Origin of the sequence: Streptomyces luteolus (assembly GCF_029968015.1) — a bacterium.
Classification (GTDB): domain Bacteria; phylum Actinomycetota; class Actinomycetes; order Streptomycetales; family Streptomycetaceae; genus Streptomyces; species Streptomyces luteolus.
On the sequence record NZ_JASCIS010000003.1, the window covers coordinates 110,557 to 135,756 of the forward strand.

Annotated in this window: 26 protein-coding genes and 1 pseudogene; 16 read left to right on the forward strand and 11 right to left on the reverse strand. The window is 71.4% G+C overall.

Annotated elements, in window-relative coordinates:
* The first annotated feature begins 15 nt into the window (after positions 1 to 15).
* Entirely contained in the window at positions 16 to 2,175 is a 2,160-nt protein-coding gene (gene helR, locus QIT00_RS03715) for an RNA polymerase recycling motor ATPase HelR (protein ID WP_282533599.1), read from the forward strand.
* Here the strand turns inward: helR and QIT00_RS03720 are convergent.
* The gene (locus QIT00_RS03720) at positions 2,144 to 2,782 is read right to left on the reverse strand and encodes a hypothetical protein (protein WP_282533600.1); all 639 of its coding nucleotides are present in this window, start codon (positions 2,780 to 2,782) and stop codon (positions 2,144 to 2,146) included. The genes helR and QIT00_RS03720 overlap by 32 nt on opposite strands.
* Positions 2,783 to 2,882: 100 nt before the next feature.
* Here QIT00_RS03720 and QIT00_RS03725 point away from each other — a divergent pair, with 100 nt between their 5' ends.
* On the forward strand, positions 2,883 to 3,425 hold the full coding sequence (locus QIT00_RS03725) for an MOSC domain-containing protein (protein ID WP_282533601.1): 543 nt from the start codon (positions 2,883 to 2,885) through the stop codon (positions 3,423 to 3,425).
* Between the two features lie 116 nt (positions 3,426 to 3,541).
* Here QIT00_RS03725 and QIT00_RS03730 read toward each other — a convergent pair whose 3' ends face one another.
* The 4 genes from QIT00_RS03730 to QIT00_RS03745 form a co-directional block, all read right to left on the reverse strand.
* Complete coding sequence (locus QIT00_RS03730; protein ID WP_282533602.1) at positions 3,542 to 4,582, reverse strand: NAD(P)-dependent alcohol dehydrogenase; 1,041 nt, start codon at positions 4,580 to 4,582, stop codon at positions 3,542 to 3,544.
* A gap of 128 nt (positions 4,583 to 4,710) precedes the next feature.
* A complete protein-coding gene (locus QIT00_RS03735) occupies positions 4,711 to 4,995 on the reverse strand; it encodes a hypothetical protein (RefSeq protein ID WP_282533747.1) in 285 nt (94 codons plus the stop codon).
* Positions 4,996 to 5,054: 59 nt separating this feature from the next.
* Positions 5,055 to 5,654 (reverse strand): dihydrofolate reductase family protein, encoded by a 600-nt coding sequence (locus QIT00_RS03740; protein ID WP_282533748.1) that lies wholly within the window; start codon positions 5,652 to 5,654, stop codon positions 5,055 to 5,057.
* Between the two features lie 169 nt (positions 5,655 to 5,823).
* Positions 5,824 to 6,651, reverse strand: coding sequence for a metalloregulator ArsR/SmtB family transcription factor (locus QIT00_RS03745; RefSeq protein WP_282533603.1), 828 nt, complete (start codon positions 6,649 to 6,651; stop codon positions 5,824 to 5,826).
* 238 nt (positions 6,652 to 6,889) lie between these two features.
* Between QIT00_RS03745 and QIT00_RS03750 the strand changes: the two genes are divergently transcribed.
* From QIT00_RS03750 to QIT00_RS03765, 4 genes are all read left to right on the forward strand, one after another.
* Complete coding sequence (locus tag QIT00_RS03750) at positions 6,890 to 7,897, forward strand: mechanosensitive ion channel family protein (protein ID WP_282533604.1); 1,008 nt, start codon at positions 6,890 to 6,892, stop codon at positions 7,895 to 7,897.
* A gap of 145 nt (positions 7,898 to 8,042) precedes the next feature.
* The gene (locus tag QIT00_RS03755; RefSeq protein ID WP_282533605.1) at positions 8,043 to 8,597 is read left to right on the forward strand and encodes a hypothetical protein; all 555 of its coding nucleotides are present in this window, start codon (positions 8,043 to 8,045) and stop codon (positions 8,595 to 8,597) included.
* Positions 8,598 to 8,734: 137 nt separating this feature from the next.
* Entirely contained in the window at positions 8,735 to 8,890 is a 156-nt protein-coding gene (locus tag QIT00_RS03760) for a hypothetical protein (protein WP_282533606.1), read from the forward strand.
* Between the two features lie 214 nt (positions 8,891 to 9,104).
* Positions 9,105 to 10,238: a substrate-binding domain-containing protein gene (locus QIT00_RS03765; protein WP_282533607.1), complete on the forward strand. Its 1,134-nt coding sequence runs from the start codon at positions 9,105 to 9,107 to the stop codon at positions 10,236 to 10,238.
* A gap of 36 nt (positions 10,239 to 10,274) precedes the next feature.
* Here QIT00_RS03765 and QIT00_RS03770 read toward each other — a convergent pair whose 3' ends face one another.
* A complete protein-coding gene (locus QIT00_RS03770; RefSeq protein ID WP_282533608.1) occupies positions 10,275 to 11,537 on the reverse strand; it encodes an erythromycin esterase family protein in 1,263 nt (420 codons plus the stop codon).
* Between the two features lie 70 nt (positions 11,538 to 11,607).
* Between QIT00_RS03770 and QIT00_RS03775 the strand changes: the two genes are divergently transcribed.
* Entirely contained in the window at positions 11,608 to 12,393 is a 786-nt protein-coding gene (locus QIT00_RS03775) for a TioE family transcriptional regulator (RefSeq protein WP_282533609.1), read from the forward strand.
* A gap of 147 nt (positions 12,394 to 12,540) precedes the next feature.
* Here the strand turns inward: QIT00_RS03775 and QIT00_RS03780 are convergent, their stop codons facing one another.
* Together QIT00_RS03780 and QIT00_RS03785 are read right to left on the reverse strand one after the other, a co-directional pair.
* Positions 12,541 to 13,101: a TetR/AcrR family transcriptional regulator gene (locus QIT00_RS03780; protein ID WP_282533610.1), complete on the reverse strand. Its 561-nt coding sequence runs from the start codon at positions 13,099 to 13,101 to the stop codon at positions 12,541 to 12,543.
* Positions 13,102 to 13,120: 19 nt separating this feature from the next.
* The gene (locus tag QIT00_RS03785; protein ID WP_282533611.1) at positions 13,121 to 13,702 is read right to left on the reverse strand and encodes a sugar O-acetyltransferase; all 582 of its coding nucleotides are present in this window, start codon (positions 13,700 to 13,702) and stop codon (positions 13,121 to 13,123) included.
* A gap of 125 nt (positions 13,703 to 13,827) precedes the next feature.
* Between QIT00_RS03785 and QIT00_RS03790 the strand changes: the two genes are divergently transcribed.
* Together QIT00_RS03790 and QIT00_RS03795 are read left to right on the forward strand one after the other, a co-directional pair.
* Entirely contained in the window at positions 13,828 to 14,568 is a 741-nt protein-coding gene (locus QIT00_RS03790) for an HdeD family acid-resistance protein (protein WP_282533612.1), read from the forward strand.
* 224 nt (positions 14,569 to 14,792) lie between these two features.
* Positions 14,793 to 15,386 carry a 3'-5' exonuclease gene (locus QIT00_RS03795; RefSeq protein ID WP_282533613.1) on the forward strand — a complete coding sequence of 198 codons (594 nt, stop codon included), beginning with the start codon at positions 14,793 to 14,795 and terminating at the stop codon, positions 15,384 to 15,386.
* A 60-nt stretch (positions 15,387 to 15,446) separates the two neighbouring features.
* On the opposite strand, the gene QIT00_RS03800 is transcribed toward QIT00_RS03795, so the two are convergent.
* Positions 15,447 to 15,905 (reverse strand): Lrp/AsnC family transcriptional regulator, encoded by a 459-nt coding sequence (locus QIT00_RS03800; protein ID WP_282533614.1) that lies wholly within the window; start codon positions 15,903 to 15,905, stop codon positions 15,447 to 15,449.
* A 62-nt stretch (positions 15,906 to 15,967) separates the two neighbouring features.
* Between QIT00_RS03800 and QIT00_RS03805 the strand changes: the two genes are divergently transcribed.
* The 4 genes from QIT00_RS03805 to alc all read left to right on the forward strand — a co-directional run bounded on the left by QIT00_RS03805 (position 15,968) and on the right by alc (position 20,030).
* Entirely contained in the window at positions 15,968 to 16,825 is an 858-nt protein-coding gene (locus tag QIT00_RS03805) for an AzlC family ABC transporter permease (RefSeq protein ID WP_282533615.1), read from the forward strand.
* Positions 16,818 to 17,147, forward strand: a complete 330-nt coding sequence (locus QIT00_RS03810) for a branched-chain amino acid transporter permease (protein WP_282533616.1) — start codon at positions 16,818 to 16,820, stop codon at positions 17,145 to 17,147. Before QIT00_RS03805 ends, QIT00_RS03810 begins: the two co-directional genes overlap by 8 nt.
* Before the next feature lie 111 nt (positions 17,148 to 17,258).
* A complete protein-coding gene (locus QIT00_RS03815) occupies positions 17,259 to 18,791 on the forward strand; it encodes a hypothetical protein (RefSeq protein WP_282533617.1) in 1,533 nt (510 codons plus the stop codon).
* Positions 18,792 to 18,914: 123 nt separating this feature from the next.
* Complete coding sequence (gene alc / locus QIT00_RS03820) at positions 18,915 to 20,030, forward strand: allantoicase (protein WP_282533618.1); 1,116 nt, start codon at positions 18,915 to 18,917, stop codon at positions 20,028 to 20,030.
* 7 nt (positions 20,031 to 20,037) lie between these two features.
* Here alc and QIT00_RS03825 read toward each other — a convergent pair whose 3' ends face one another.
* Both QIT00_RS03825 and QIT00_RS03830 read right to left on the reverse strand, forming a co-directional pair.
* Positions 20,038 to 20,580 carry a hypothetical protein gene (locus QIT00_RS03825; RefSeq protein WP_282533619.1) on the reverse strand — a complete coding sequence of 181 codons (543 nt, stop codon included), beginning with the start codon at positions 20,578 to 20,580 and terminating at the stop codon, positions 20,038 to 20,040.
* A gap of 50 nt (positions 20,581 to 20,630) precedes the next feature.
* Positions 20,631 to 21,081: pseudogene (locus QIT00_RS03830) on the reverse strand (sigma factor).
* 304 nt (positions 21,082 to 21,385) lie between these two features.
* On the opposite strand from QIT00_RS03830, the gene QIT00_RS03835 reads away from it, so the two are divergent.
* The 3 genes from QIT00_RS03835 to QIT00_RS03845 all read left to right on the forward strand — a co-directional run bounded on the left by QIT00_RS03835 (position 21,386) and on the right by QIT00_RS03845 (position 25,157).
* Positions 21,386 to 22,174 (forward strand): thioesterase family protein, encoded by a 789-nt coding sequence (locus QIT00_RS03835; RefSeq protein WP_282533620.1) that lies wholly within the window; start codon positions 21,386 to 21,388, stop codon positions 22,172 to 22,174.
* A 96-nt stretch (positions 22,175 to 22,270) separates the two neighbouring features.
* Positions 22,271 to 23,353, forward strand: a complete 1,083-nt coding sequence (locus QIT00_RS03840; RefSeq protein WP_282533621.1) for an amidinotransferase — start codon at positions 22,271 to 22,273, stop codon at positions 23,351 to 23,353.
* Between the two features lie 46 nt (positions 23,354 to 23,399).
* Positions 23,400 to 25,157: an ABC-F family ATP-binding cassette domain-containing protein gene (locus tag QIT00_RS03845; RefSeq protein ID WP_282533622.1), complete on the forward strand. Its 1,758-nt coding sequence runs from the start codon at positions 23,400 to 23,402 to the stop codon at positions 25,155 to 25,157.
* The last annotated feature ends 43 nt before the right edge of the window (positions 25,158 to 25,200 follow it).

Sequence of the window (25,200 nt, forward strand, 5' to 3'; positions counted from 1 at the left end):
GCGGAAATGGGAGACATGACCCCACTGACCACCAGCGCCTTCGCCCTCCCGGAGAACCTCGCCGCCAAGGCCGACCCGATCCTGATCGCCGCCGACGAGAAGCACTTCGCGGCCGTCTCGGACGGCCTGGAGCGGTCGATCGCCGAGCTGTCCGAGCAGCTCGACGCCCAGCTGCGGGCTCCGGGCGGGGTCGGGCGCGAGGCGATGGAGCGGGACCAGCAGGTGCGGCGCCTGACCGGCCGGCTGCGCACCCTGCGCCGCTTCGGTCTCGACCTGTGCCTCGGCCGCATCGTCACCGCCGACGACGCGGAGCCCGTGTACATCGGCCGGCTCGGAGTCACCGACCCCTCGGGGCGCCGACTGCTGGCCGACTGGCGCTCGCCCGCGGCCGAGCCCTTCTTCGCGGCGACGCACGCCGACCCGATGGGCCTGGTCAGCCGCCGCCGGTACCGCTGGTCGGTCGGGCGGATCAGCGACTACTGGGACGAGGTGTTCACCGCCGAGGGCCTTGAGGGGCACGCGGCGCTCGACGACCAGTCGGCGTTCGTGGCGAGCCTGGGCGGCGAGCGGTCGAGCCGGATGCGGGACGTGCTCGCCACCATCCAGTCCGACCAGGACGCCATCATCCGGGCCGGTTCGCGGGGCGCGCTCGTCGTCGACGGCGGGCCCGGCACCGGCAAGACCGTGGTCGCCCTGCATCGCACGGCCCACCTGCTCTACTCCGACCCGCGCCTCGGGCACCGCAAGGGCGGCGTCCTGTTCGTCGGTCCGCACCAGCCGTATCTCGCGTACGTCTCGGACGTGCTGCCCAGCCTCGGCGAGGAGGGGGTGCGGACGTGCACGGTGCGGGATCTCGTGGCGGAGGGCGCGGGCGCGCAGGAGGAGACGGATCCGGAGGTGGCGCGCCTGAAGTCGTCCGCGGACATGGTGCGGGCCATCGAGACGGCCGTGCGGTTCTACGAGGAGCCGCCGACGGAGCCGATGACCGTCTCGACGCCGTGGGCCGACGTACGGCTCACCGCCGACGACTGGGCGGAGGCGTTCCGCGCGGCCGGGCCGAGCACCCCGCACAACGAGGCGCGGGACGTGGTCTGGGAGGAGCTGGTGACGATCCTGCTCGAACAAGCCCGTCTCGCCGGGCGCGCCGAGGAGGTGACGGAGGAGCAGTTCGGCCGGGTGCTGCGGCAGGACCGGGAGCTGGTGCGGGCCCTGTCCGGGGCGTGGCCGCTGCTCGAACCCACTGATCTGGTGGGCGACTTGTGGTCGGTGCCCGCGTATCTGCGGATGTGCGCGCCCTGGCTCGATCGCGAGGACGTCCGCAGGCTGCAGCGTTCCGCACCCCGGGCATGGACCGTGTCCGACCTGCCGCTGCTGGACGCGGCCCGGCAGCGGCTCGGCGATCCGGAGGCGTCGCGGCGCAGGCGCCGGCACGAGGCCGCGGTGGCCGCCGAGCGGGAGCGGATGGCGGGGGTCATCGAGAACGTGATCGCGGCCGACGCGGACGGTGAGGGCGCGGTGACGATGCTGCGCGGCAAGGATCTGCAGGACAGCCTGATCGACGAGGGCGCGCTGCCGGTCGTCGAACCGGACCTGCTCGCCGGGCCGTTCGCCCATGTCGTCGTGGACGAGGCGCAGGAGCTGACCGACGCGGAGTGGCAGATGCTGTTGCTGCGCTGCCCGTCGCGGAGCTTCACGATCGTCGGGGACCGGGCGCAGGCCAGGCACGGTTTCACGGAGTCGTGGCAGGAGCGGCTCGAACGGGTCGGCCTCGACCGGATCGAGGTGGCGTCGCTGAGCATCAACTACCGCACGCCGGAAGAGGTGATGGCGGCGGCGGAGCCGGCGATCCGGGAGGTACTGCCGGACGCGAACGTGCCGACGTCGATCCGCGGCAGCGGCATCCCCGTCGCGTACGGGGCGGTCGGTGAGCTCGACTCGGTGCTTGACGCCTGGCTGGCGGAGCACGCGGAGGGCGTGGCGTGCGTCATCGGCGACGCGGCCTTCGAGGCGAGGCCGCGGGTGCGGTCGCTGACGCCGGAGCTGTCGAAGGGCCTGGAGTTCGACCTGGTGGTGCTGGTGGATCCGAAGTCGTTCGGTACGGGTGTCGAGGGGGCGGTCGACCGGTATGTGGCGATGACTCGGGCTACTCAGCGGATGGTGATTCTCGGGAGTTAGGGACGGCCAGGGCCCTGGCGAGCGCCTCGGTCAATTCCTCTGCCACGTAGGGGAGTTGCCTGGTGCACCAGACTGAGGCCAGGGCGTGGAACGCTCGCAGGTCGTGTTCCGCGGCCGCGAGGAGGCGACGGAGGTCCGTCACCGGGAGCTCGATACGCTCGCTGTCCGGGGCCTCGGCGTCGACGGTCAACCGGACGGTGTCGCCGAGCCGTTCGGCCAGCGGGGACGGGTGGTGGCCGAAGCCCGCGCTGCCGCCGTCGATCACCATCTGCCAGTCGCCGCGCTCGTCCATGCCGTTGCAGCATCCCGGCACCAGCGTCACTCCGGTCGCGGTGTCCGTGACGCGGAGTCCGCCGGAGGCGAAGAGCGGGTCCAGGGTGAGCAGTCCGTGCAGGAAACCGCCGAGGGGGTCGGTGGGGCGCGGCGGTTCGTCGGCGGCGGGCTCGATGTCGTTGCAGGCGGCGACGGCCATGACGGCGGTGCCGACCTCGTCGGGGGTGAGCGCTCCGCCGAGCGGCAGGAAGCTGTACGGCGGCACTTCTGCCACCGGCCACAGGTCGAAGCCGGTGGGGCCGTGGATCTCCAGGACGGGCTGCATCACGATCATCGCGGCATGATGGCACTGCCGCGGATCGTGCGGTTCTTCGAGGCGTCCGCTGCGGGGCGTTAGGCTCGTGCCCGCTCACCGGCAGCGAGGGGGACGGACCATGAACGGCACAGTCACGGCGGTCAGCAGCAACGGGGGCTACTCGTTCACCAAGCCCAACCGGGACAGCGTCACGCTGCTCGCCGGGCTCGGCGTGGAGGGTGACGTCCATGCCGGGGTGACGGTGAAGCACCGCTCGCGGGTCGCCCAGGACCCGACCCGGCCGAACCTGCGTCAAGTGCACCTGATGCACGAGGAGTTGTTCGCCGAGGTAGCCGCGGAGGGGTTCGAAGTGACGCCCGGCGCTCTCGGGGAGAACATCACCACGCGCGGCCTCGACCTGCTCGCCCTGCCGGTGGGCACGCTGCTGCGGATCGGCGAGGCGGCGGTCGTGGAAGTGACCGGGCTGCGCAATCCGTGTGTGCAGATCGACGCCTTCCAGCAGGGTCTGCTGAAGCAGGTCGTCGGGCGCGACGAGGCCGGGAACCTGGTCCGCAAGGCCGGGATCATGAGCGTCGTACGGACGGGCGGCACGGTCCGCCCCGGCGACCCGGTCGCGGTGGAACTCCCCGCTCCACCGCACCGGCCGCTCGACCGGGTCTGATTCGCCGCGAGGGGCCGAGACCCTCTCCCTCTCGAGTCGCCCTTCCCCTCGAGTCTCCCTGTCCCTCGAGTCTCCCTGTCCCTCGAGTCTCCCTGTCCCTCGAGTCCCCCTTCCTCTCAGCCGTGGGGCAGGATCACCGCGCGGCCGTCGACCCTTCCGTGGTGCAGCCGCTCGTACGCCTGCGGCGCCTCGTCCAGGCTGTACTCCTCCACATGCACCTCGACCGCTCCCGCACGGGCCAGGTCGAGCACCTCGATCAGCTCGGCTCGGGTGCCCCAGTAGGGCGAGCAGACCTTGGCCTCGTACGGCACCACGCCGAAGCCGACCGGGAGGGCGCCGCCGCCCAGGCCCACGAGGGTCACGTCACCCTCGACGGCCACCATCGCGCCCGCTGAGGCGACCGTCGGTGGGGCGCCCACGAAGTCCAGGACGACCTCCGCTCCCCTGCCGTCGGTCAGCTCGCGCACCACTGTGGCGGCGGCCGCGTCGGAGAGGACCGCCTCATGTGCGCCGACCTCGCGGGCGAGGGCGAGCTTCTCCTCGGTGACGTCCAGGGCGACGACTCGCGCGGCGGTCATGGCGCGCAGCAGCTGGATGGCGACATGGCCGAGCCCGCCCGTGCCGATGACCACGGCCGTGCTGCCCGGCAGCAGCTTGGGCAGCGACAGCTTGATCGCGTGGTACGGGGTGAGCCCCGCGTCGGTCAGGGGCACGGCCTGCACCGGGTCGAGGTCGCCCAGCGGGACGAGATGCCGCGGGCTGTCGACGATCATGTGCTCGGCGATGGCGCCGGGGGCGCCGAGTCCGGGCGGTCTGATGCCGAGCTCGGCGGCCCGCAGGCAGTAGTTCTCCTTGCCCTGGGCGCACATGTGGCAGCTGCCGCAGCCCCAGGGGCCGTAGACCGCGACCGCGTCACCGACCTGGAAGCCGGTGACGCCGTCCCCGAGTGCGGCGACGGTGCCGACTCCCTCGTGTCCGAGGGTCAGGGGCAGCGGGAACGGCAGTTGGTTGGCGGGCCGGCTCATCACGGCGATGTCGGAGTGGCAGACACCGGCCGCGGTGACCTTCAGCAGAACCTCGCCGGGCCCCGGTTCCGGATCGGCGACGGTGACGATTTCGGGGGCGGCGCCCACAGCGCGGTACTGCAGTGCCTTCATGACGCGTTCCTTCCGGCTCCGGGCCTGGGGAGGGGGCGGGCAAGGGCTGCGGGTTGCAAGCACCGGCCCCGTTCATGATGTTGCACCGTGACACCCGCCGCACGGCGAGGCGGTGACCGCTCCTCGGCTCAGGGAGTCTCGAGGGTGTCCCCGGACCAGTCCCAGTGGGCGGGGCCGCCGGGGCGGGGGTCGTAGAGCGCGCGGCCTGCGGCGCCGAACCGTCCGAGTTCCGTCTCCAGCGCGACGCCGGTCGCGGCCTCCTCCGGCGTCAGGCCCGTGACGTCCAGAAGCAGGCCGTCGAGCGGGCCGCCGACCAACTGGGCGTAGGTCCGGCCGGGTTGGGGGCCTCGGTGCGGGTCGTCGTGGTCCTGGCCGTAGACGCGGCCGCGGAGCAGCTCCTCTTTCCTGTCCATGTCCATGCGCCCCAGCCTCGCACCCACCACTGACAACGCGGCCCGTTCCCTGGGGCCGGTTACCGCACGCGGTCGTAGACCATGGCCAACTCGCCCAGCTCACCGGTCTCCTGGTGCGTGAGTTGCCACTTCGTGGCGGGCAGGCCGTCGTCGAACAGGCGCCCTCCGCCTCCGGCGATCTCCGGAAAGATCATGAAGTAGAGCCGGTCGATCAGGTCTGCCCCGAGGAGCGGCTTGATCAGGCTGGGGCAGCTGTTGACGAGGATGTCGCCCTCGCCGCTCGCCTTGAGCTCGGCGACGACGTCGGCGGCCGGGGCGTTCACCACGCGGGTCCGCTCCCAGGGCGCTTCGCTCAGGGTGGTCGAGAAGACCACCTTCTCCGTGTCGACCAGCCACTTCGCGTAGCCGCGATCGCGCGGGTCGGCGTGCTCGTCGGCGGCGACCGCGGGCCAGTAGCCGAGGAAGCCCTCGGCGTTGACCCGGCCGAGCAGCGCCGTCGTCGCGCCCTCCCAGATGCGGGTGAGCTGGCCCCGGGCGACTTCACTGGTCACGTACGGGGCGAACATGCTGAAGTCGCCGGGTCCGGCGGGGCCGTGGTAGCGCCCGTCGAGGGAGAGGCTGAGGTTGGCGGTCACGCGGCGGCCGGTGCGCTCGGTCATTTCGCGCTCGGTCATCTCGTGCCCGGTCATCTCGTGCCCGGTCATCTCGTACTCGGCCGTTTCGTGCCCAGTCGTTTCGTGCCCAGTCATCTCATTCCCAGTCATCTCGTGCTCCTCGTGTCGGTGCCGCGTGCGAGTGTGATCAGGGGTCGGTCGGTCGGTCGTGTCGTCAGTGCTCTGCGCCCTCGGCGGACAGAGCGGCGGCGAGCTTGTCGAGGCTCTGGCCGAATCCGAGTTCGATGCCGGCGACGAAGTCCGCGGAGTCGACGGCGCTGTCGGTGATGCTGTAGCGGACGTCCAGGTCGGTGCCGGTGGCCGCGGGCCTGAGGGCGAAGTCGACGTGGGCGGTGAAGGCGGTGCCGCCGTCGGGCAGGCGCGGGGAGAGCCGGTAGGTGAGGCGCTCGCCGGGGCGGGCCTCTTCGACGACGCCTTCTCCGCGTCCGGCGACCGTGTCGGTGCCGGCCGCGTCCTTGACGTCGCGGTACTCCAGGACGATCCGCCCGCCCGGCCGCGCCTCGAAGACCAGCTCGGACACCTTCAGGTCGTCCGGGGTCCACCAGCGGTGGAGCAGCGCGGGCTCGGTCAGATGGCGCCAGACCTGCCCGGGGCTCCCTGCCAACGGGCGGTGGAAGTCGAAGGTCCGGCCGTCCGCCCAGCCCCGCCGATCGGCCGCGCCGCGTTCCGCGTCGACGCTGCGCCCGTGGCGCTCGTATGTCTCGTACGCGCCTCCGTCCTGGTCCACGGTGTCCGCGAGGCCGGTCAGCGCGGTGGCCAACTCCCGGAGCGGGGCCGAACGGAGGGTGTAGATGCGGCGCTGGCCGGTGCGCTCCGCCGTGACGAGGCCGGCCCGCTCCAGGGTCTGGAGGTGCTTGGTCGTCTGGGGCTGCCGTGCCTCGGCGAGCTGGGCGAGGACCCCGACGGAGCGGGGCCGTTCGGCAAGCAGGCTCACGAGCCGCCAGCGGACGGGGTCGGCCAGGGCGGAGAGAAGTGCGTCCATGACCACGAGTATTCATGCACACGAATATTCCTGTCAAGGAATATTGGAGTTTCCATGGCGCTCCGCACCAGCACAGCCGAGCCCCCACCCGGCCGCCGCCCCGCCGGGCTCCTCATGCGTTCACCCTGCCTGTACGTGCTCTCCACACTTTTTGACCTCGGCGGAGCCCCGTAAATAGGTTCGGCCTCCTGGCGCCGGGACCCTGGTGCCGCAGCCATCGATCGAACGGAGCCCTCCCGTGTCATCCGTCGACGCGTCCGCGTCGTACCTCCTGAGCAGCCATGACAACCCGGCCATCGCCGCCCCGGCATGGCTGCAGGACAACCTCGGCACCCTGGTGGGTGTTCCGCTGCGCATCCTCCTGATCGTGCTGGGGGCGATGCTGGTACGTGTGCTCGCCAAGCGGGCCATCACTCGCGTCGTCGAGCGCGTGCTCCAGAACGGGGGCGACGAGCCCCGCAGGTCCACGCGCGGCCCCGCCGTGCTGCAGCGGGACAAGACCCGCGCGGACGAGCGCCGCGAGCAGCGGGCACGCACGATCGGCTCGGTGCTCAGCAGCATCGTGACCATCGTGATCGCCGTGATGGGCCTGGCCATGGTCCTGGACCAGATCGGCATCGCGCTCGGCCCGCTGCTCGCCAGCGCGGGCGTGGTCGGTCTGGCGATCGGTTTCGGTGCGCAGAGCCTTGTAGCGGACTACCTCGCGGGCATGCTGATCATGGTCGAGGACCAGTACGGCGTGGGCGACTCGGTCGACCTGGGCGAGGCCATCGGCGAGGTCGAGCACGTCGGGCTTCGCCTCACGCAGGTCCGCGACCTCAACGGCGGCCTGTGGCACATCCGCAACGGCGAGATCATGCGCGTCCGCAACGACAGCCAGGAGTGGGCCCGCGCGGTCCTCGACGTGTCCGTGGCCTACGACTCCAACCTGGAGACGGTCTTCGACGTCCTGGAGGAGACCGGCCTCGCCCTGCGGGAGAACCCGGACTTCAAGGACGTCCTGCTTGAGGACCCGTCGGTCTGGGGTGTGCAGTCGCTCAGCCCCGACGGCGTCGTCGTCCGCCTCGTCGTGAAGACCGCCCCGCTCAAGCAGTGGGCCGTCACGCGCGAGCTGCGCCGCCGCGTCAAGGACGCCCTGGACGCCGCCGGCATCGAGATGCCCTTCCCGCAGCGCACGGTCTGGGTGCGGGGCGGCGAGGAGGCCGACGTCGAGGGCGACCGCCCCTCGATCCCCGCCGGCCGCTGACCCCGCCGACCGTTCCCTCCTCCCCTGGGTTCCCCCGGTTCCCCCGCCCGCGCACGTTGCCCGGCGGGGGATCCGCTCCGGGGCGGAAGTTGTTCGGGGGACGAGAGTTGTTCGAGGGCCGGGAGTTGACCGTACGATCCGCGCCATGACAGCTGACATCCCCACCGGCTCCGGGGTGGTCCGCTCCGGGGACGGCTCCGGGGCCGACGACGCCACCGCGCCGCCCGCGCTCCTGACCCGCGACGCGTTCCGGCGCCTCCACCCGATCGTCGAGCCGCGGACGCTCTCGCCGCTTCCTGAACGCGTCTGGACGGACACGGAGTGGGAACGGATCAGCCGCGGCTGCCACGCCCGGTCCATGGACCAGAGATGGAACGCCTTCGCCGAGGGCAACGTCCTCTTCCTGCACCGGAGTTGGACCGGTCGCGGAATCTACGAGGCGACCTTCGCGCCCGCGCCCGACGGCGGCCGGCGGATCGTCGGCGCCGTGGTCGAGGGCGACCGGACACACTACAAGCCGCTGAGCGATGCCTACGACCGCCTGATGCTGGAACTCGTCGTCAGCGCGGTCATTCTGGGCGAACCTGCCGATGAACTCCGCGCGCAACTGCGGGAGTCGACCCTCGCGAAGACCCCTGGCCGGGACGGCGACCACACGGCGGGCGCCCAGGAGCACAGTGCGCTGGGGCAGCAGCACTAGGGCAGGCAAGGCCCCGGCTCAGGCTGGACTCGCTCGTGTCGGCGCCGGGAATCGCGGCCCCGCGCGGATGGCGTACGGCGGGTTCGGTAGCGTTCCCGCGTTCAGTGCGGGTGTACGGGGGCGAGGTACGGCAGTCCATGAACGAGTCCGGCGCGCAGTTGGCGCGTGTGCAGGCGCTCACCCCGGACGATCCGGAGCGGGTCGGCGGCTTTTCGCTGCGGGGTCGGATCGGCAGTGGCGGGATGGGCCAGGTGTATCTCGCGTACACGCCGGGCGGCCGGGCGGTGAAGTGACCGCGGGGCCCGGGCCGCTGTGCGGGCTGTGCGGGCTGTGCGGGCTGTGCGGCCGCGTGAGCAGGTGCCGCTGAGGGACGGCCGCCGCTTCACCCGGCGAACGCCGGAACCCCCCCGGTTGCGTTGCGGCTTCACCTCTTGACTCGGGTGGGGTGACCGAGTTGGCTGCCCTCCATTCGGCCGTAACGTCGCGGCCATCTCAGGGAGGCACCCCATGAACACGCGCATGCGATGCGCAGCCGCAACCTGCATCGCATCCGTCCAGCTGGTCACGCTCACGGCCTGCGGTGGCATGCTGCCCGGGAGCGAGAGCACCAGCAGCCCGGAGGCGACCAAGGGCGACGACGTGACGATCGGCCTGCTGCTCCCGGAGAAGGACACGGCCCGGTACGAGAAGTTCGACCAGCCCATCATCGAGCAGCAGGTCGAGGAGCTCACGCACGGCAAGGGCCGCCTCGTGTACGCCAACGCCGATCAGGACCCGAAGCGGCAGAGCCGGCAGATGCGCTCGATGATCGCCGACAAGGTGGACACGATCGTCGTGGACCCGGTCGACGCCCACGCCATCGCCCCTTCCGTACGGGCCGCCAAGGACGCGGGCGTCAACGTCATCGCGTACGACCGCCTCGCGGAGGGGCCGATCGACGCGTACATCGGCTTCGACAACCAGCTGGTCGGCGAGGTCCAGGGCAAGTCGATCCTGGACGCGCTCGGTGACGACGCGACGAAGAAGAGCAAGGTCGTGATGATCAACGGCTCGCCGACCGACCCGAACAGCGCGCAACTGGAGGCCGGGGCGACCAGCCGCCTCAAACTCACGGTGACGATCGCCAAGTCGTACGACACGGCGGGCTGGAAGCCCTCGAACGCCAAGGAGCACATGGAGCAGGCGATCTCCGAGCTCGGCGCCGAGAACATCGCGGCGGTCTACTCGGCCAACGACGGCATGGCCGGTGGCATCATCGAGGCCCTGAAGGACTCCGGCGTCGGCACCCTGCCGCCGGTCACCGGCCAGGACGCCGAACTCGCCGCCGTACGACGGATCCTGACGGGCGATCAGTACATGAGTGTGTACAAGCCCTATACGGAGGAGGCCGCGACGGCCGCCGAGATGGCGGTGCGGCTCTCACAGGGGCGCGACATCGAGTTCGAGGCGATGACGGCCGACCGCGTGGACAGCCCGACCGCCAAGGACATCCGGGCGCACACGGTGGTGGTGGAGCCGCTGACCCGCAGGAACATCAAGAGCACGGTCATCAAGGACGGCATCTTCAAGGTGTCGGAGATCTGCACGGCGAAGTACGCGACGGCGTGCGCGGAGGCCGGGCTGACGAAGGAGACCGACTGAGGGACGACACCCGGCTCCGCCCGGCGGAGACGCCCCCTAACGCTGCGGTACGTCCTTGACGAAGACGACGCCGTCGATGCTCTCCAGGTGGGCCGGGTCCAGCGGGGCGTAGCCGAACCACGGGGAGACGCGGGGGCGCGGGCGCTGGTCGCCGAGGGCGGTGGCGAGGCGGGCAGCGTCCAGCAGGCAATGCTCCAGCGGGTCTTCCCGGTCCGGGGTGCGGTGCCCCTCCGGGAGGGCGTACAGGAGTCCTTCGAGGGTGTCCGGCGGCGGGGTGTCCACTCCCTGGTGCCGGATGGTGCCGAGCGCCGTGGCCAGGAAGGCGTACTCCTCGCCGAGGCGTGCGCTCACCAGGGCACCGGCGCTCCACCACTCCACGAGCGGCTGATCCCACATGCGCATCGAGCTCTTCTCGCGCTGGAGATGGGAGTTCTGCGCGTGCACGAGCACCGTTCCGCGCTCGGCCAGGGCGAGGAGGTTGCCGGCCATCATGTGGTCCCGTATGCCGATGAGACGGGACATGCGGACCGGTGAGGTGTCGGCCATCCAGTGGTGGTAGCGCAGGAGGCCGGTCGCGGTGCGCGCGTGCAGGTGGGCCCGCTGCTGTTCGTCCGGGGTGCAGGTGGCGAGCAGGTGCGGGGACTGCGCTTCGAGGAGGGCCGTCAAGTCGTCGGCGTACAGGCGTAGTTGACGGGCTTCGGGCGACTGGCCCACGGAGCGTTCCGGGTCCATCATCGCGGCGGGCTCGGTCCAGCGGTCGTCGGTGCCGAGCAGGTCGTCGAGGGTCTGCGCCGTGCAGGGCAGGAGGTCGGCGGGCAGGTGGGCGGCGAGGTGGCCGTGCAGGGCCAGGAGTGCCTGGCGGGGGCTCTCGGCGTGGGTGATCTCCAGCGGGCCGTCGAAGCCTGCGAAGCGGAGGCGGTCGGAGGCGGGGCGGCCGTCGTGGTCGGCCCGGACGTTGTAGGCGCGCATCCAGCGCACGAGTGCGCGGTTGGCTGCCGATGCGCCCCAGCCGTGGCTGAAGCCGTGCGCCATGACCTCGTCGAGGGTGCCGGTTCCCGAGGTGACGTACGCGTCCACGGCCAGGCCCCGCAGGCAGTCGCTCTCCAGCGCGATCGTCCGGTAGCCCTCCTGCTCGACGAGTTGCCGGAACACATCGTTGCGCAGGTCGAGCAGCGAGTCCTCGCCGTGGGTGGGCTCGCCGAGGCCGAGGACGCGGGGCCGGGTGGGGAGCAGGTTCAGGACGGCGGTGGCGTCGAGGGCGTGGGTCGCTTCGGTGATTTCCTGGATGTCGGTGGCCATGCCTTCAACGCTATCGTTGAACCTCGGGTGGAAACTTTGGACGTGTGTGGTGGGGAGATCAGGCGGATTCATGGCGGACAACCCTCAAACCCGGGTGCGGCTGCGGCCGGTGGATCTGGCGCGCGGGCACGGTCTGTCCACCCAGGCGGTGCGCAACTACGAGGAGTCCGGCATCCTCCCGCCCGCGGACCGCACCGCGTCCGGCTACCGCACGTACACCCCCGTGCATGCGAGTGCCCTGCGCGCCTTCCTCGCCCTGCTCCCCGGCCATGGTCACCCCACGGCCGCGTCGATCATGCGGGCCGTGAACGAGGGCGCCCGCGAGGAGGCGTACCGGCTGATCGACGAGAGTCACGCCCAACTCCTGGACGACCGGCGGACGTTGCGGGCGGTGGAGGACGCCTTGCGCGACCTGGAACCCACACGGCGGGGCGGCGACCTGGAACCCACCCGGCCGGGCGGCGACCTGAAACCCACACGGCCGGGCGGCGACCGGGGCACTCCCCCGTCCGGCGACACCTTCATCGGCCCGCTGGCACACCGCCTCGGCATCCGTCCCGCGACGCTCCGCAAGTGGGAGCGCGCCGGACTGATCAGCCCGCGCCGCGATCCGCGGACGGGGTATCGGGTGTACGACGAGGCCGACGTACGGGACGCCCGCCTGGCCCACCAACTCCGGCGCGGCGGCCACCTGTTGGAGCAGATCGCCCCGCTGATCGCCCAGGTGCGCGCGGCCGGTGGACTCGAACCGTTGGAGGGCGCCCTGTCGGACTGGCACGGCCGGCTGTCCGCCCGCGGCCGGGCCATGCTGACGGGCGCCGCCGAGCTGGACGCGTACCTGCGTGAACGCGGTTGAGCTCCCCTCCGGCGCGTTGGAAGGGGGCCGTCGCCCTGTGATCGCATGAGGCGGTGATTGCGGACGGACCAAGAGATCCGTTGACGCGCGGGCATCGCAATCCGCCCGGTCACCCCGCACGTCAGCGCACGGGCGCGCCCGGCCGGATCACCTGACGCGTTGACGCTCGGGCGTCGTGATGCGGCGGATCGCCTCGCGTGTCAGGGCGCGGTCGTGTGGGGCCGGGTCGAGGGCGCGGTGCAGGGTCAGGCCCTCGATGAGCGCGTCGAGTTGGCGTGCGGTCTCCGGGTCGAAGTGCTCCTCCAGGCGTTGCCGACTCCGGCGCATCCAGGACTGCGTGAGTTTCCGGTACTCGGGGCGGCGAGCGGCCAGGGTGTAGAGCTCCTGGGTGAGGACCAGGTCGCGGCGGGGCCCTTCGGACAGTGTGTGGACGAGGTCCGTGACCGCCTCGCAGGCCTCTTCCGCCGTGGTGGCGTGGCCGAGGTGCTCCTCGAAGACGGTCACGAAGTGGTCCGCGAAGCCGGTGAAGGCCTCGCGCAGCAGTTCGTCGATGCCGGAGAAGTGGTACGTCATCGAGCCGAGGGGCACCCCGGCGCGGGTGGCGATCTTGCGGTGGGAGACGCCCGCGACGCCCTCCTCGGCGATGTGGTCGAGGGTGGCGGCGAGGATGCGCGCGCGCCGCTGCGGGTCCGCGTGTCCGGTGGCCATGATGTGCTCCCGAAGTTCTTCAGATATCGCGGATCGGGCGGGCCGGGTTGCCCACGGCTACGACACCGGCGGGGATGTCCCTGCTGACCACCGCTCCGGCGCCGATGACGCTGTTGTCGCCGATGGTCACGCCGGGGCAGACGATGACTCCGCCGCCGAGCCAGACGTTGTCCCCGATGGTGATGGGCAGCGCCGCCTCCAGTTTGTCCCGCCTCGGCTCGGGCTCCACCGGGTGGGTGGGCGTGAGGAGTTGGACGTTCGGGCCGATCAGGCAGTCGTCGCCGATGGTGATCGCGGCGACGTCGAGGGCGGTCAGGTGGTAGTTGACGGAGGTGCGCGCGCCGATGGTGATGTTGCTGCCGAGGTCGACGTACAGCGGTGGCCGCAGGTCCACGTCCTCGCCCACCTCGGCGAGCAGCTCTTCGAGTACGGATCTGGCCCCCGGCCGGTCCTCCAGGTAGAGCTCCTGGTACCGGGCGGTGAGGCGCATCGCGCGCTGCACGCGGCGGCCGATCTCCGGGTCGTCGGCGATGTAGAGGTCGCCCGCGAGCATCCGCTCCAGGTTGGTCCGCGGGTCGTCCGCAAAGTGGTCCGTCGGCATGGGGACGACCGTACACCTTGGAAGGTACGACCGTACGCTCAGGCCGGGGTCTCTGGTCTCCCCGGCGTCCCCCGTCCGGCCCAGTCCCGGTCGCGGCCCGTCTGCGGCTGAACGAACAGTCGAACATGACCCAAGCGCCGCACGAACCGCAGGCACCGGGCCCGCAGGCATCTGGCCCCCAGACCCCGGACGCTCAGACCCCGCACCCTCAGGCATCGCACCCGACGCCACCCGGCGAAGGGCGGACTCCACCCGGCGAAGGGCGGACTCCACCCGGCGAGGGGCGGACGACGCCACCGGGCGCGCCCGGACCGCTCGGTCTGCTCGCCAGGTCCACCTGGCCGGCCATCCTGCTGGCCGGTCTGGCGTCACTGGTCCTCGGCGTTCTCGTCCTGGTCTGGCCGGGTGCCTCGCTGCTTGCGGCCGGTGTGTTCTTCGGCCTCTATCTCATCGTGAGCGGCGTCTTCCAGCTCGTCTCGGCGTTCGGCTCGCACGTGGCCTCGGCGATGCGGATCATCACGTTCATCAGCGGCGCCCTGTCCGTGCTGCTCGGCCTGTTCTGCTTCCGCGGGCCGATGCAGTCGCTGCTGCTGCTCGCCCTGTGGATCGGGATCGGCTGGTTGTTCCGCGGCATCACGCAGACCGTCGCTGCACTCTCCGACCCGGACATGCCGGCGCGCGGCTGGCAGGTGTTCCTCGGCATCGTGAGCGCGGTGGCGGGCGCGGTCCTGATCGTGTCGCCGTTCGAGTCGGTCGCGGTGCTGACGGTGTGGGGCGGGGTGTGGCTGGTGGTGATGGGCGTGGTCGAGATCGTCACGGCCCTCCAGGTGCGCTCGCGCGCGAAGCGGACTCCCGCGGGGGTGTAGGGAGTTCGCCTCCCGGAACCCTTCGCCTTCCGCGTACGTGCGTACGCCCGAACTCGCCTTGCACGTACGGGCGTACGGGCGTACGCGCTCACACCTTGACCAGAGGTGGACAGCAGGTGCCGGTGGGCCGTGCTTCCCCGGAACGGACGGTGTCCAGAGGCACCGCTCCGGCGTCAGCCCCGGAGAATGCGTTCCGAGCCCCCCCACCAAGGAGCACGGAGACTGTGACGACATTCGTTCTGTTCGACCTGGAGTTCACGTCATGGCCCGGCGCGCTGGAGCGGGACTGGGCGGAGCCCGGCCAGTTGCGGGAGATCGTGCAGATCGGGGCGCTGCGGCTGGACGAGCGGTACGCCGTGGTCGAGGAGTTCGAGACGCTCGTCCGCCCGGTGACGAACCCCCGGCTCTCGCCCTATTTCACCGGACTCACCGGAATCCAGCAGGAGAAGGTGGACCGCGAAGGGGTCTCTCCGGCCCGGGCGTTGGGCGATTTCCTGGGGTTCTGCCAGGACCAGTCCGTGCTCTCGTACGGCAACGACATGGTCGTACTCGGCGAGAACGTCGGCTGGGCCCGGGCCCGCGGGGAAGTGCTGAAGCACAGCTGGCTCGCGGCGCGATTCGTCAACGTACGGCCGTGGTTGAACCATGTCGCACCCACGACGGCGGCGGCGAACGTGGGCCGTCTGTGGCAGGTGCTCGGCCTGCCCAAGCCCGGCTCGGGCCAGGAGCATTCGGCCCTCTTCGACTGCTACTCGCTCGCCGCGGCCCTCGGGCATCTGCGTTCGGTCGGGGCGACTCTGCCGGACGGATTTCTGTAGGGTCGGTGCGATGGCAGGGGATATACGCGGCGTTCTCGTCGAGCTGGCGCGGCGAAGGGTTCAGGGGCCGCCCTTGATCCGCTTCATGGTGAGGTGGGAGACCACCCGCAGTACGCACGCCTGAGCGCTCAACTTGTCGGTGAGGAAGACCTCGTAGGCCGCGTGGTCGGCGACGGCGACGCGGATGAAGTAGTCGGGGCGGCCGAACATGCGGCGGAACTCCACGACCTCCTCGAAGGACGTCACCGTCTCCTCGAACTCCAGGAACGTCCTGCGGTCGTTCGCGCTGACCTCGACGTCGATGAGCACGTCCAGGCCGCGGCCGAGCGCCGCGGGGTCGATGACGGCCCGGTATCCGGAGATCGCGCCGCTCTCCTCCAGACGTTTCACGCGGCGCAGGCAGGGCGGCGGAGTCAGCCCGACCCGCTTCGCCAGTTCGACGTTGGTCAGACGCCCGTCCTGGCTCAGTTGAAACAAGATTTCGCTGTCGATCTCATCAATGGGCACTTCATTGCTCATACGCAGATCATACGGCCATCTTCGGCAACCAAATTAGGCGCAATCTTTCCTAAAATTGCGGCATGCCCATACGTACACCGGTCGTCGGCGAACCTCTCCGGCCCGTCGACCGTCAGCTGGTCGCCGAGCCGTCGACGCCCTCTGCGCCACTGCTGATACCCGCGCCCCGGACGACCGCGCCCGTCGCCCCGGCCTCCCTCCCGGCTCCGGCCGCGCCGCCCGCCGCGCTCTCGGCGCTCAAGGACTCCGCCACCGTGGGGCTTGCCCTCGTGCCGCTCGGGCTCGCCTTCGGCGTGCTCATCGCCCAGGCCGGGCTCGACTGGTGGTGGGCGACCGCGTTCACCGCGTTCATCTACGCCGGGTCGTTCGAGTTCCTGCTCATCGGCCTGGTTACGGCCGTGGCGCCGTTGGCGACGGTGGCGCTGACCGCCTTCCTGGTCAACATCCGGCACGTCTTCTACGCGCTGTCCTTCCCTCTGCACCGGGTCGACGGCCGGGCGGCGAAGGCGTACAGCACGTTCGCCCTCACCGACGAGGCGTTCGCGCTCGCCACCAGCGAGCGGGCCCGCGCCTGGTCGGGGCGGCGCACGGTGTTCCTGCAGCTGTACATGCACCTGTACTGGGTCGGCGGAGCCACCCTCGGCGGACTGCTCGGCTCCCTCGTGCCCGAGGGGGTCACGGGGTTGGACTTCGCGCTCACCGCCCTGTTCACCGTCCTCGCCCTCGACGCGATCCGGGACCGGCTCGACGACCTGCCCACGCCCGCGCTCGCCCTGCTCAGTGCGGTGGTCGCGCGTGTCCTTTTCCCCTCGCAGATGATGCTCGCCGCCTGCTCGCTGTTCGCCGTCGCGCTGATGGCACGGCACTTCATGACCCGGCGTTCCGCTGACCGCGCCCACGGGACGGAGCGTCATGCCTGAGACGCCCTACCTGCTGGCCGCCGTCGCGGTCTCCGCCGTCATCACGTGGGGCCTGCGCGCCCTGCCGTTCGCCGCCCTCGCGCCGCTGCGCGCGAGCAGCACCGTGCAGTACCTGAGTACGCGCATGCCGGCGGGGATCATGGTGATCCTGCTCGTGTACTGCCTGCGCGATCTGCCCGTGACCGAGACCCGGGTCCTCGCGCCACTGATCGCCATGGCGGTCACGGTCGGGCTGCATCTGTGGCGGCGCAACGCGCTCCTGAGCATCCTCGGCGGCACCGCCACGCACGTGGTCCTGGCCAGCGTGGTCTTCGCGCACTGAGCGTTGCCGCCCTGCGGTCGAACGCCGTCCGCTGCGGCTGAACTACCCGTTCCGGTAACGGGAGTTCGGCGGCCGGGCGGCGTTGTCAGTGGTGGCGCCTAGGGTGGCCGCATGACCAGTGAGACGCATGCGGACGGGACCGGCGAGGCCTCGGATCCGGAGGAGTCGCTGCGGCGGTGGACACGCAGCCTGCCGTACGAACTGCTGCTCCTGGACAAGGTGCTGCTGCCGGACGGGGAGTGGTTCGACTTCAGGCCCGCCTCCCTGGACACCCTGGAAGAAGAGCTGTTGAGGCGCTCGGCCTCCTGGTCCGCGAAGGACCGGGCCGAGTGGACGGGCGCGGCCGCGGCGTACGTGGGTGAGGTGCTGCTCGGCTTCGCGGGCGGGGCGTGGGGGTGGAACACCCGGCCCGTGGACGGCGCGCCGGGGCAGCCGGTGGTGTGCCCTGACGCCGATTTGGGGCTCTCGCCCGTCGCGCCGAAGCTGCTGATCGCGCATGCGCTGCGGGCCGGTTCGGGCCGGGCGTTCGGTGCGGAGGTGGCCCGGCTGCGGGAGGCGGTCGGCGCGCTGGCGGAGCAGGTGCCGGGCTGGGCCCCGGTCAAGGCGCATACGCCGCAGGTCGATCCGGTCCCCGCGCTCGCCGAGGACCCGTTCCTGAGGCGTTGGACGGCCGAGCGGCGCGAAGCCCTGCCGAAGTGGGCGGAGGAGGCGTTCGGCGGGGAGTGGCGGTGGAACTTCCACCCTGAGACGCTCGACTGGCTGGAGAACGTCATACGTCAACGCTTCCCCACCGTCGAGGAGTTCGACGCGGCGCGGGACGAGCCGTTCGTGCAGGGGGCCTGCTGGTATCTGGGCGAGGTGATCCGCCGCACCAAGGGCGCGATGTGGCAGTACGTCCCGCTCGACGAGTCCGCCGAACCGGGCTCCCTCGGATCGCGGGAGCACCCCTGGACCGGGGTGCCGTTCGTGGACCAGCCCGGCAAACGGCTCCCTGGCGCGGCCCATCCGCTGGGCTGCCTGCGGGAGCTGCGGGAGCTGCGGGAGGCCAAACCCGGGCGTCCGGCCGAGCCGTTGAGGGACGTCCTGTTCTGGTTCAGACCGCCGACGTACGCGTACGTGGGCGCGGTCCTCCAGGACATCGGCATGGCCCCGGCGGAGCGCGTCGCCGAGGTGCTCGACGGCATCTCCGAGTGGGCGCACAAACCGCTGGACGAGCCGTCCTGGGTGCCCAGCGCCATGATGGCGTTCGGGGTGGGTGTGCAGGCCCACGGCGACGACGTCGACGACCTGGAGGAGAGCTACACACACATCCTGGAGGAGGCCGCCGCGCTCACCGCCGGGGCGGTCACGATCACGGACGTGCGGCTGCTCCGGGACGACGAGGACTACGAGACGCTGGAGTTCCGGCGCAACGGCGTCCTGGTCCGTGAGGACGTCGAGCACCTGTCGGACGAGTACCTCGACCACGTGTCCGTCCCCAGCATCGTCGGCCACGCGGAGCCGGACCCGGGGGTCGACCGGCGCAGATTCCGGGAGGTCGACTTCGTACGCCTGCGGAACGCGAACTACGAGACATACATGGTGTTCGCGACGGACGAGCAGGCGGAGGCGCTGGAGAAGGTGCTGGGGGTGCAGCTGCACTGAGGGACCATTCACTTCTGCTGAATGTACTGTTCGTAAACTTTCGATGGACCTACCTGCTCTCGTTCTGTGACAGTCGAGTCACCGCGACCGCGATCAGCGCGCGCACCGCACGGAAGGCAGGCCATGACCCTCGACCCGTCCCGCAAGAACGACGCGAACCCGTACGGCGGAGGCGACCCGTACGCCGACTTCCGCGGCGGGGACTTCGGCTTCACGCAGCTGCCCGACCTCGCCGACCGGCGGCTCGGGGGCGGAGTGATCGCCGCCAACGACGAGTTCTTCGCGCAGCGCGAGAACCTGCTGCTTCCGCACCGCGCCGTGTTCGACCCGGAGGCCTTCGGCCACAAGGGCAAGGTCATGGACGGCTGGGAGACTCGCCGCCGCCGCGGTGCGGGCGCCGACACCCCGCACCCGGAGGCGGACGAGCACGACTGGGCGGTGATCCGGCTCGGCGTTCCCGGCATCGTGCGCGGGATCATCGTCGACACCGCGCACTTCCGCGGCAACTACCCGCAGCAGATCAGCGTCGAGGGCGCCTGCGCCCGGCCGGACGCCGGTCCGGAGGAGCTGCTGTCCGACGCGGTGAAGTGGGAGGAGATCGTGCCCCGCACGGCGGTGCGCGGTCACGCGGCCAACGGCTTCGAGGTCACGGTGGAGCGCCGCTTCACGCACCTGCGCCTCAACCAGCACCCCGACGGCGGCATCGCCCGTCTCCGGGTGCACGGCGAGGTCGTGCCCGACCCGGCCTGGCTGGCGCTCCTGGGCAGCTTCGACCTGGCGTGCGTGGTCAACGGCGGTACGGTCACCGACGCCTCGGACGCGTTCTACTCCTCCCCCGGCAACACGATCCTGCCCGGCACGTCCCGCAAGATGGACGACGGCTGGGAGACCCGGCGACGCCGCGACAAGGGCAACGACTGGATCGAATACCGCCTTCCGGCGCAGGGCGAGATCCGCGCCGTGGAGGTCGACACGGCCTACCTGAAGGGCAACTCGGCGGGCTGGATCAGCCTGTCCGTGCGGGACGGCGAGAGCGGCGAGTGGACCGAGATCGTCCCGCGCACGCGGTTGCAGCCCGACACCCTGCACCGGCTGCCGCTGGCCGCGCCTGCCACGGCCACCGAGGTGCGCCTGGACGTGTACCCCGACGGCGGCATCTCCCGGCTGCGCCTGCACGGCAGCCTGACCGAGCAGGGCAGCGCCGAACTGACCCGCCGCTTCGCGGAACTCACGAGCTGAGCAGGGGTCACCTGGTGTCGTCTCTCCTTGCCTCACCGCGCGGCGAGGCAAGGAGAGGCCCGCTCACTGCTCGCGGACCGGGACCGTACGCCCGGGTCCGCCAACTGCCCGTGCTCTTGGGTGCGTCACGTGCGTCGAGGCGCACCTCGACGGTCAGGGCCGTGAGGGGCCCGCGCACCTTGACCGTGACGTTGCTCTGACTCCAGTACGCGGAACTGCCCGGGTCGATCGAACCGTCCGCCCACACCACCTCCCCCGCGGCGGCACGGTACGGCGCCGGGTCCGTCGCCACGGTCCGCTGCGGCGCCTCATCGGTACGGACGGCACCGGCCACCCCGTAGCCGCCCGCGGCGAGCACGGCGGCGACGGCGACGGTCGCCCCGGTCACGCGCAGCCACTGCGGCGCCCGGCGGCGCGGGCCGGGGGACCGGGCGCCCCCCGGCGCCGACATCCCGCGTTCGACGCAGGCGCGTATCCGTTCACGGTCCGGGATGTGCGCCTGGGCTGCCTCGCGCAGGCGGTCGCGCACCTCCTGCTGTCCCGCGCCCATCCCCGCCGGCCCTTTCGCTCGCCCCCGCGCCCCGCGCCGTTCCGCGCCTCTCATCGGTCACCGCCCGGACCGGCCGCGGTCATCCGCACGCGTTCCAGGGCCTGTTGAGGTCCGAGCAGCCGCCGCAGTTCGGCCATGCCCTTGGACGTCTGGCTCTTCACCGTACCCACCGAGACGCCCAGGGTGCGGGCGGTCTCCCGCTCCGAGAGGTCGAAGGCGTGCCGCAGGACGAGGAGTGATGCGGCGGCGTTCGCGCACGGCACTGCGGATGCGGCTGCGCGCCATGTTGGCCAGCACTCCACGGGCGTACGCGGCGGGGTGCTCGGCCGCACGGACCCGGTCCCAGCGGCGCCAGAGCACGAGGAAGGCGTCGGCGGCGAGGTCGTCGGCGCCGTCCGTGTCTCCGGTGAGCAGGTGGGCGAGCCGGGCGAGGGCCGCGTAGTGCTGTGCGAAGAAGGCGTGGAACTCTTCGGCCGACTCGCCACCCCTGGCCTCGTCCATGCCCGTCGCCCACCCCTTCCGCATGGCCCACCGCACGCCCACCGCATCGCCGACCGCATCGACCCGCTCGCGCCTCACGCCTCACGCCTCAACTGCGGCCCGACACCCGCATGTTCGGCATTTCGTACGTCGTCTCCGATGGCGAACGCGAAACGGTCAGGGGCTGTCGCGTACCGGTCAACCCGGCGCGGGCCGGGGCTCCGGTGCGGGGGCACCCTCGACCGGGGCTGGCGCGGAGACCCGTGTATGCAGCACTCTTTCGGCAGCGCGCCCGAGAATCCGCCAGCACGAGAAGGATCACCCGTTGAACACCGGCAGTTACTTCGAGCCCATCGACGAGCACCGCTACAAGCCCACCACGCACGCGAGTGGCGCCTGGGACGTGAACGAGCAGCACTTCAGCCCGCTCGGCGGACTGATCGTGCACGCCATGGACCGGCACCTCGCGGAGCGGGAGGGGCCGTCCGACGGGCTCGTGCTGTCCCGGGTCAGCTTCGACATCCTGGGCAGGCTCGCCCTGGACGAGACCGAGATCCGGGTCGAGACGCTGCGGCCCGGCCGCACGATCGAGCTCCTGGAGGCCGTCGCGCTGATCGCCGGCCGGCCCGTGGTCCGGGCGCGGGCCTGGCGGCTCGCCGCCTCCGACACGGCCTCCGTCGCCGGGGGCGCGGCCGACCGCCTCACACCGCCCGAGGAGGTCGAGCCCTGGGCGATGAAGTCCGTCTGGCCCGGCGGCTACATCGCGTCCATCGACGTGCGCCCGCTCGCTCCCCCGCAGCCCGGCCGCACGACCGCGTGGATCGCGACGCCGCTCGACCTCGTCGCAGGCCAGGCGAGCAGTGCGCTCGCCTCGTACGTCGCCCTGGTCGACACGGCCAACGGCATCGCCGTACGGCAGTCGCCCACGGAGTGGATGTTCCCGAACGTCGACCTGACGCTGCACCTGCACCGGCAGCCGGTCGGCGGGTGGACGGGCCTGGACACCACGGTCACGTTCGGGCCGACGGGCCAGGGCGTCACCAGCACCGTCCTGCACGACGTCGAGGGTGCCGTCGGCCACGCGCAGCAGCTCCTCACCGTCCGCCCGATGTGACCGAGCCTGCACGAGCGGTCCGGTCCGCTCCGCTCGCCTATTCTCAAATAGGACCTTGTCAATGGACCATGTCAGGGAATAGGCGCAGGAGCAGATATGACGTCCTCCCCCGTGAACTCCCACAATGAGTGGGACCCGTTGGAGGAAGTGATCGTAGGGCGGCTCGAAGGTGCGACGATTCCGTCCAGCCACCCGGTCGTGACCTGCAATATTCCGCCCTGGGCCGCGCGCTTCCAGCGGCTCGCCGCCGGTATGCGGTATCCGCGGATGATGGTGGAGCGCGCGCAGGAGGAACTCGACGGATTCATCGCGCTCCTCGAGTCACTCGGTGTCACCGTGCGGCGGCCGGAGGCGATCGACCATCGCCGCCGGTTCGGCACTCCGGATTGGTCGTCGCGCGGATTCTGCAACACCTGTCCGCGCGACAGCCTGCTCGTGATCGGCGACGAGATCATCGAGACGCCGATGGCCTGGCCGTGCCGCTCTTTCGAGACCCATAGCTATCGCCCGCTGCTCAAGGAGTACTTCCAGGGCGGCGCACGCTGGACGTCGGCGCCGCGTCCGCAGCTCACGGACGAGTTGTTCGTGCCGGGATTCCGTACGCCGAAAGCGGACGAGGCGATGCGGTACATCCTCACCGACTTCGAGCCGGTCTTCGACGCCGCGGACTTCGTGCGGGCCGGCCGCGATCTGTTCGTCACGCGGAGCAATGTCACCAACGCGATGGGAATCGAATGGCTGCGCCGCCACCTCGGTCCGGGATTTCGTATCCACGAGATCGAGAGCAGCTGCCGCACACCGATGCACATCGACACGAGCTTCCTCGTCCTCGCTCCGGGAAAGGCCCTGATCAATCCGGAATACGTGAACCCCGCCCGGCTGCCCGCGGTCCTCGACTCCTGGGACATTCTCGTGGCCCCGGAGCCGGAGCCGATCGGCGGGAATCTCCTCAAACTCACGTCGCTGTGCGGGAAATGGCTCAGCCTGAACGTCCTGATGATCGACGAGAAACGCGTCATCGCCGACCGGCATCACACCGGCATGCTGCGCGCCCTGGAGAAGTGGGGTTTCGAGCCCATCCCCTGCGACCTGCTGCACTACGCGCCGTTCGGCGGTTCCTACCACTGCGCCACACTCGACATCAGAAGGCGTGGCACGCTCCAGTCGTACTGCGAGTGAGCCGCGCGCCCGAGCCCGTGCCCCCGAACGACCGGAGTGCTTCACCATGCCCAAGGCCGCCCTGCTCGCCCACGACGTCGTCCGCGCGTTCGGCGACCGCAGGGTCCTCGACGGCGTCAGCCTGACCGCCGCGCCCGGCCACCGCATCGGCCTGATCGGCGACAACGGCGTCGGTAAGTCCACGTTCCTGCGCATCCTCGGCGGCGCGGACGAGCCGGACGCGGGGGATGTCGTACGCCCCGCGGACCTCGGTCTGCTGCACCAGGAGATGCCGTTCGACGCGCACGCGACGCTCGCCGACGTCCTCGACGACGCCCTCCGCCCGGCCCGGGACGTCGTCGCCGAACTGGAACGCCTCGCCGACGAACTCGCCCGTACGCCGGGGGAGTTACCGGACGGCGAACAGACCGGCACGCAACTCCTGTACGCCTACGACGCGTTGCTCGACCAGGCCCAGCTGCAGGAGGTGTGGGACGCCGACCGGCGCGCGCAATTCCTGCTCGAAGGGCTCGGCCTCGGCGGCGTGGCGCACCCGCGTACGCTCGGATCGCTCTCCGGAGGGCAGCGGGGACGGCTCGCGCTCGCCTGCCTGCTGGTGCGACGGCCCGCCGCGCTGCTGCTCGACGAGCCGACCAACCACCTGGACGACGCCGCCGCCGAGTTCCTGGAGCAGCAACTGCGCGCTCTGCCCGGGGCAGTTGTGCTCGCCTGCCACGACCGGGCATTCCTCGACGCGGTGTGCACGGATGTCGTCGACCTCGATCCGGCGGTGGACGGCCCGGTGCGGTACGGCGGCGACTACAGCTCGTACCTGGCCGAGAAGCGCGCCGAGCGGGAGCGCTGGGAGCGTCGATACGCCGAGGAGCAGGAGGAGTTGGGGGCGCTGCGCCGCTCGGCGGCGGTGACCGCGCGTGGTGTCGCGCCGGACCGTGAGCGCCGCGACAACAACAAGATGGGGTACGACCTGCGGGCCGGTCGCGTGCAGAAGCAGATCTCCCGGAGGGTGCGCAACGCGTTGCGGCGGCTCGACGAACTGGAACGCACACAGGTCGCCGCTCCCCCGGCACCGCTGCGGTTCCGGCCGGCGGCGCTCGCCGAGGAGGCCGACGCCGAGGACACTCAGGAGACCCCCGTGGGCCCGCTGGTGAAGCTGCGCGGCGTCCACGTGCCCAACCGGCTCACCGTCGACCGCCTGGACGTGACGGCCCGCGAACGCCTCCTCGTCACCGGCGCCAACGCGGCCGGGAAGTCCACGCTGCTCGCGGTCCTCGCCGGGGACCTGGAGGTGCGGGGCGAGGTGCGCAGACGATCCGGTCTGACGGTCCAACTCCTCGCGCAGGACACGGAGTTCGTGGACGGGTGGCGGTCCGCGCGGGAGACGTACGTGGGCCTGCTCGGTGCCGAACGGGCGGATGCGGTGCCGTTGGCGTCGCTGGGGCTGCTGCGCGGGCCGGACCTGGACAAGCCGGTCGGGCAGCTGTCGGTGGGCCAGCGGCGCAGGCTCGCGCTCGCCCTGCTCGTGGCGCGTCCGCCGCAGTTGCTGTTGCTCGACGAGCCCACGAACCACCTCTCGCCGCGCCTCTGCGACGAGGTGGAGGACGCCCTCGGCAGCAGTCCGGGCGCGATCGTCCTGGCGAGCCACGACCGCTGGCTGCGCCGCCGCTGGGCAGGCCGCGAACTGCGGCTCACGGCGGGCGCGCCGGTGTCGGACACGGAGGCGATCACGGGGGCCGGTGCCGATGCCGGTGCCGATGCCGGTGCCGATGCCGACGCGGAGGCGTTCTGCGGGCGCGGCAAGGGCTGACGTACGGGCGCGGCGTACGGGCATGGCGTACGGCGTACGGGCG

Excerpts from the sequence above, each read along its gene's own strand:
- helR (WP_282533599.1), top strand. The coding sequence starts at position 16 with ATGACCCCACTGACCACCAGCGCCTTCGCCCTCCCGGAGAACCTCGCC.
- QIT00_RS03740 (WP_282533748.1), bottom strand. The coding sequence starts at position 5,654 with ATGACCGAGCGCACCGGCCGCCGCGTGACCGCCAACCTCAGCCTCTCC.
- QIT00_RS03780 (WP_282533610.1), bottom strand. The coding sequence starts at position 13,101 with ATGGCCACCGGACACGCGGACCCGCAGCGGCGCGCGCGCATCCTCGCC.
- QIT00_RS03755 (WP_282533605.1), top strand. The coding sequence starts at position 8,043 with ATGACAGCTGACATCCCCACCGGCTCCGGGGTGGTCCGCTCCGGGGAC.
- QIT00_RS03765 (WP_282533607.1), top strand. The coding sequence starts at position 9,105 with ATGAACACGCGCATGCGATGCGCAGCCGCAACCTGCATCGCATCCGTC.
- QIT00_RS03840 (WP_282533621.1), top strand. The coding sequence starts at position 22,271 with ATGACGTCCTCCCCCGTGAACTCCCACAATGAGTGGGACCCGTTGGAG.
- QIT00_RS03800 (WP_282533614.1), bottom strand. The coding sequence starts at position 15,905 with ATGAGCAATGAAGTGCCCATTGATGAGATCGACAGCGAAATCTTGTTT.
- QIT00_RS03720 (WP_282533600.1), bottom strand. The coding sequence starts at position 2,782 with ATGATCGTGATGCAGCCCGTCCTGGAGATCCACGGCCCCACCGGCTTC.
- QIT00_RS03770 (WP_282533608.1), bottom strand. The coding sequence starts at position 11,537 with ATGGCCACCGACATCCAGGAAATCACCGAAGCGACCCACGCCCTCGAC.
- QIT00_RS03815 (WP_282533617.1), top strand. The coding sequence starts at position 17,259 with ATGACCAGTGAGACGCATGCGGACGGGACCGGCGAGGCCTCGGATCCG.
- QIT00_RS03735 (WP_282533747.1), bottom strand. The coding sequence starts at position 4,995 with ATGGACAGGAAAGAGGAGCTGCTCCGCGGCCGCGTCTACGGCCAGGAC.
- QIT00_RS03730 (WP_282533602.1), bottom strand. The coding sequence starts at position 4,582 with ATGAAGGCACTGCAGTACCGCGCTGTGGGCGCCGCCCCCGAAATCGTC.
- QIT00_RS03810 (WP_282533616.1), top strand. The coding sequence starts at position 16,818 with ATGCCTGAGACGCCCTACCTGCTGGCCGCCGTCGCGGTCTCCGCCGTC.
- QIT00_RS03825 (WP_282533619.1), bottom strand. The coding sequence starts at position 20,580 with ATGGGCGCGGGACAGCAGGAGGTGCGCGACCGCCTGCGCGAGGCAGCC.
- QIT00_RS03775 (WP_282533609.1), top strand. The coding sequence starts at position 11,608 with ATGGCGGACAACCCTCAAACCCGGGTGCGGCTGCGGCCGGTGGATCTG.
- QIT00_RS03745 (WP_282533603.1), bottom strand. The coding sequence starts at position 6,651 with ATGGACGCACTTCTCTCCGCCCTGGCCGACCCCGTCCGCTGGCGGCTC.
- QIT00_RS03785 (WP_282533611.1), bottom strand. The coding sequence starts at position 13,702 with ATGCCGACGGACCACTTTGCGGACGACCCGCGGACCAACCTGGAGCGG.
- QIT00_RS03725 (WP_282533601.1), top strand. The coding sequence starts at position 2,883 with ATGAACGGCACAGTCACGGCGGTCAGCAGCAACGGGGGCTACTCGTTC.
- QIT00_RS03845 (WP_282533622.1), top strand. The coding sequence starts at position 23,400 with ATGCCCAAGGCCGCCCTGCTCGCCCACGACGTCGTCCGCGCGTTCGGC.
- QIT00_RS03790 (WP_282533612.1), top strand. The coding sequence starts at position 13,828 with ATGACCCAAGCGCCGCACGAACCGCAGGCACCGGGCCCGCAGGCATCT.
- alc (WP_282533618.1), top strand. The coding sequence starts at position 18,915 with ATGACCCTCGACCCGTCCCGCAAGAACGACGCGAACCCGTACGGCGGA.
- QIT00_RS03805 (WP_282533615.1), top strand. The coding sequence starts at position 15,968 with ATGCCCATACGTACACCGGTCGTCGGCGAACCTCTCCGGCCCGTCGAC.
- QIT00_RS03760 (WP_282533606.1), top strand. The coding sequence starts at position 8,735 with ATGAACGAGTCCGGCGCGCAGTTGGCGCGTGTGCAGGCGCTCACCCCG.